This is a genomic window from Mycobacterium sp. SMC-17, from assembly GCF_045310915.1.
Taxonomy (GTDB): Bacteria; Actinomycetota; Actinomycetes; order Mycobacteriales; family Mycobacteriaceae; genus Mycobacterium.
Genome location: NZ_JBJIAK010000123.1, coordinates 1 through 2,390, shown reverse-complemented (window position 1 = coordinate 2,390; position 2,390 = coordinate 1). Strand labels below are relative to the sequence as shown.

The 2,390-nt window shown below is 66.7% G+C and carries 1 protein-coding gene, 1 tRNA gene and 1 pseudogene; 2 read left to right on the top strand and 1 reads right to left on the bottom strand.

Going from position 1 to position 2,390, the window contains the following annotated elements:
• Window positions 1–68: 68 nt before the first annotated feature.
• A pseudogene (locus ACJH7A_RS30285) lies at window positions 69–809 on the top strand (recombinase zinc beta ribbon domain-containing protein); the annotation flags it as partial.
• Here the strand turns inward: ACJH7A_RS30285 and ACJH7A_RS30280 are convergent.
• Window positions 791–876: transfer RNA gene (locus ACJH7A_RS30280), tRNA-Leu, on the bottom strand. The pseudogene ACJH7A_RS30285 and the gene ACJH7A_RS30280 sit on opposite strands and share 19 nt — an antisense overlap.
• A gap of 74 nt (window positions 877–950) precedes the next feature.
• On the opposite strand from ACJH7A_RS30280, the gene ACJH7A_RS30275 reads away from it, so the two are divergent.
• The gene (locus ACJH7A_RS30275; protein ID WP_318987366.1) at window positions 951–2,282 is read left to right on the top strand and encodes a M20/M25/M40 family metallo-hydrolase; all 1,332 of its coding nucleotides are present in this window, start codon (window positions 951–953) and stop codon (window positions 2,280–2,282) included.
• Window positions 2,283–2,390: the final 108 nt, after the last annotated feature.

The window sequence follows — 2,390 nt, the reverse complement described above, 5'->3', positions numbered from 1 at the left end:
GCGTTCACCATGACTCGTTGATCACAACGCGTGAACCACGCCAGATCCGAAGTCCACCACTCCCCGGGACGCTATCAGCGCTGATCACAGACGAGCTGGCGCAGGCCGTTCGTCTTCGGACACAGGCGCGCCGAGGGCCTGGGCTCGTCTGCAGCAGAGAATCGACCGTGCCCTATGCGCTTCGTGGGCTGCTGTACTGCGCCGCATGTGGCCGGCGGATGCAGGGGGCCGCCCGACCAGGGAAGCAGACAACGCGCATTCTCTACCGATGCGAGCTCGGCAAGTCGCGTTCGGTACCTGTCGACCTGAGTGATCACCCGCGGACGGTGTATCTCCGGGAAGACGAGGTGACCGCGCGACTGGATAAATGGATCGCCACCTTGGCCGATCCGGAAGACCTCGCGCGAGGGCAAGACCTGGACCCGGCGGCAGGAAACGGATATGCCGCCTTGCAGCGTGAGCTCAGCGAGGTGAACAGCAAGATCGCCGCCCTGGTCGCTGCGGTGGAGTCTGGTGTGGCCGTCGAGGATTTGACTGCTGCGCTCCGCCGCCGGACGGCCGAGCGCGACGAGCTGAAGGCGCGTCTTGAGCATGTGGAGCGACCCCACGCGATGTCTGCGGCGCAGATCAGCGAGTTGGTCGGAGAATTGGGCGGGCTTGCGGCGGTGCTCGGCAAGGCAACCGGAGCGGAACGCGCTCAGGTGTACGCAAGTCTGGGTTTGCGTCTTGACTACGACCCGCACCTGCGGCAAGTGAGGGCGACTGCCGACCTAAGTCGTGTCGCCGGATGTGTCCGAGGGGGGACTTGAACCCCCACGCCCGTTAATAGGGCACTAGCACCTCAAGCTAGCGCGTCTGCCATTCCGCCACTCGGACCTGCCCAGCCGTCTGGCCGGGCAGCTTAGGCTAACGGATCGAGGTGCTCAGTCCAAAACCGAGGTGGTACGAATGTGACTGTGACTGCGCCCGAAGACGAAGTCGTCGACCTCGTCAGCTCCCTCATCCGGTTCGATACGTCCAATACCGGCGAGCCGGAGACCACCAAAGGCGAGGAAGACTGCGCCCGCTGGGTGGCCGAGAAACTGCGCGAGGTGGGCTACACCACCGAGTATGTCGAGGCGGGGGCGCCGGGGCGCGGCAATCTGTTCGCACGGCTCAAAGGCGCCGACCCGAACCGGGGCGCCCTGCTGATCCACGGCCACCTCGACGTCGTGCCTGCCGAGCCCGCCGACTGGAGCGTGCACCCGTTCTCCGGTGCGGTGAAGGACGGCTACGTGTGGGGCCGCGGCGCGGTCGACATGAAGGACATGTGCGGCATGATGATCGCCGTCGCGCGGCATCTGAAACGCAACAACATCGTCCCGCCCCGGGACCTCGTCTTCGCCTTCGTCTCCGACGAGGAGCACGGCGGCACCTACGGCTGCCAATGGCTCGTCGACCACCGGCCCGACCTGTTCGACGGCATCACCGAGGCCATTGGCGAGGTCGGCGGCTTCTCGCTGACCGTGCCGACCAAGGAGGGCGGCGAACGCCGGCTGTACCTCATCGAGACGGCCGAGAAGGGCCTGTCCTGGATGCGGCTGACGGCCCGCGGCCGCGCCGGGCACGGCTCGATGGTGCACGACGACAACGCCGTCACCGAGATCGCCGAAGCCGTCGCCAAACTGGGCCGGCACCAGTTCCCGTTGGTGCTCAGTGAGTCGGTCGAGCAGTTCCTGGCGGCGGTCTCCGAAGAGACCGGCTACGACCTCGACCCGACCTCGCCGGACCTGGAAGGTTCCATCGCCAAGCTGGGCGGCATCGCGCGCATCGTGGGCGCCACGCTGCGCGACACCGCGAACCCCACCATGCTCAAGGCCGGCTACAAGGCCAACGTCATCCCGGCGACGGCCGAGGCCATGGTCGACTGCCGCGTCCTGCCGGGTCGCAAGGAGGCCTTCGAGCGCGAACTCGATGCGCTGCTCGGTCCCAACATCACCCGTACCTGGGAACGGGACCTGCCCAGCGTGGAGACCACGTTCGACGGCGACCTCGTCGACGCGATGAATGCCGCCATCCTGGCCGTCGACCCCGACGCCCGCACGGTGCCCTACATGATGTCGGGCGGCACCGACGCGAAAGCGTTTGTGCGCCTGGGTATCCGGTGCTTCGGCTTCGCGCCGCTGCGACTGCCGCCCGAGCTGGATTTCGCCGCGCTGTTCCACGGGGTCGACGAACGGGTACCCGTTGACGCACTACAGTTCGGCGCCAAGGTCCTCGAACACTTTTTGACGCACTGCTGACCGACCCTGCCCGCCACCGAAGTTTGACCGCCGAAAGGACTCTCAATGACCGTGTCAAGCCGCCGCAGTGGCGATTTGGGGCGTGTCGGGGTGCCAGGTCCGGTTGTC